Origin of the sequence: Streptomyces sp. NPDC001832 (assembly GCF_040297265.1) — a bacterium.
GTDB lineage: Bacteria > Actinomycetota > Actinomycetes > Streptomycetales > Streptomycetaceae > Streptomyces.
Map to the genome: position 1 here is coordinate 1 of NZ_JBEOYU010000097.1, position 1,202 is coordinate 1,202.

Sequence of the window (1,202 nt, forward strand, 5' to 3'; positions counted from 1 at the left end):
TATAGTTGAACATTTTTCTTGGATAATGGTTCATCCAATACTCGATAGCGGCGACTTCTTCAGGGGTCGTCTTTGTTGTGCCTTTTGGCAGATGCCTACGAATCATTCGGTTATGGTTTTCATTCGTCCCTCGCTCAAAGCTCGCGTAGGCGTGTGCATAGTAAACTGGACAGCTTACGACCTCAGAGAGCCTTGCAAATTCATGGCCATTGTCAGGGGTAATGGATTTGAAGTCATAACTTTTTTGAAGTTCCACCAGCTCATCATTGACCGCCTGTGCTGTTTTCCCATCAATCAAGCGAATGATCTCCGTGCGGTATTTTCGCTCTGTGAGCGTCAAAAGCACCTTGTTCTTAGCTCTCGTAAGAATGACCGTGTCAATCTCGTAATGCCCCACTTCTAAGCGATTGTTAATGAACTCAGGCCGTTCTTCAATAGACTTACCAAAAGGATGCTTTGGCGCACGAGGTTTGATTTTCTTTGCCGCCTTATACTGCGGATAGAAAAGATGATGACGCTTGGCTTCTAACCAGCCCCAGTTGACCCAATTGTAGAGGCTGCTCAGAGAAACTCCTTTTAGAGCCTGATGAATGACTTCCAAAGAGTCCTTGTCTTCTTTAAGACGTGTACTCACATAACAATCAATCTCAGTCGTGAGTTTACTCGGACGAACACTGTGAGCCCTCAATCCTTCATAATTTTCTTGAGCCTTTTTAGCAGAGTATTTTACCTTCCGCTTGAGCTGGATTTCCCCTCGCTTCATCTCTCTGTCAATCGTCCCATGAGCTTTATTCAATAAGCGCGCAATCTCACGGTTGCTCAGTCCTTCTTTATTGTGCCAACGTTCAATGTTTAAACGGTCTTGATTGGTCAGGTGTTTCCCTTTGCTCTGGCTTGTGATAGAATAGTCTTGCATCTGAATTTCCTTTTTATACTATTTGGTCGAACTTCTAGTATAAGAGATTCAGATGTTTTTTGCTTGACTCAAGGTGGCTAACTTCATTTTACAATTTGCGGATTTTTCTTTAATTAAATTTGGAACAAATAGTAATATCAAAATACTAATAATAGCTAGTACAATTAACATCTCTATCAAACTAAAAGCTTTTAGCTCTTTCTGACGGCATTTTTTTTCACAAATTTTAACGAATAAAAATATTTTTTGTATTTTTTTTAAAATAAACTTCTTTGTTCTTTCCATT

The 1,202-nt window shown here is 40.1% G+C and carries 2 protein-coding genes; both read right to left on the minus strand.

The annotated features are described in order from the left end of the window. Positions 1–916 (minus strand): IS30 family transposase (locus tag ABT115_RS30805; RefSeq protein WP_351796782.1); only part of this gene is annotated, 916 nt, incomplete at its 3' end. A gap of 48 nt (positions 917–964) precedes the next feature. Then, on the minus strand, positions 965–1,202 hold a 238-nt coding region (locus ABT115_RS30810; protein ID WP_351796785.1), incomplete at its 5' end, for a prepilin-type N-terminal cleavage/methylation domain-containing protein.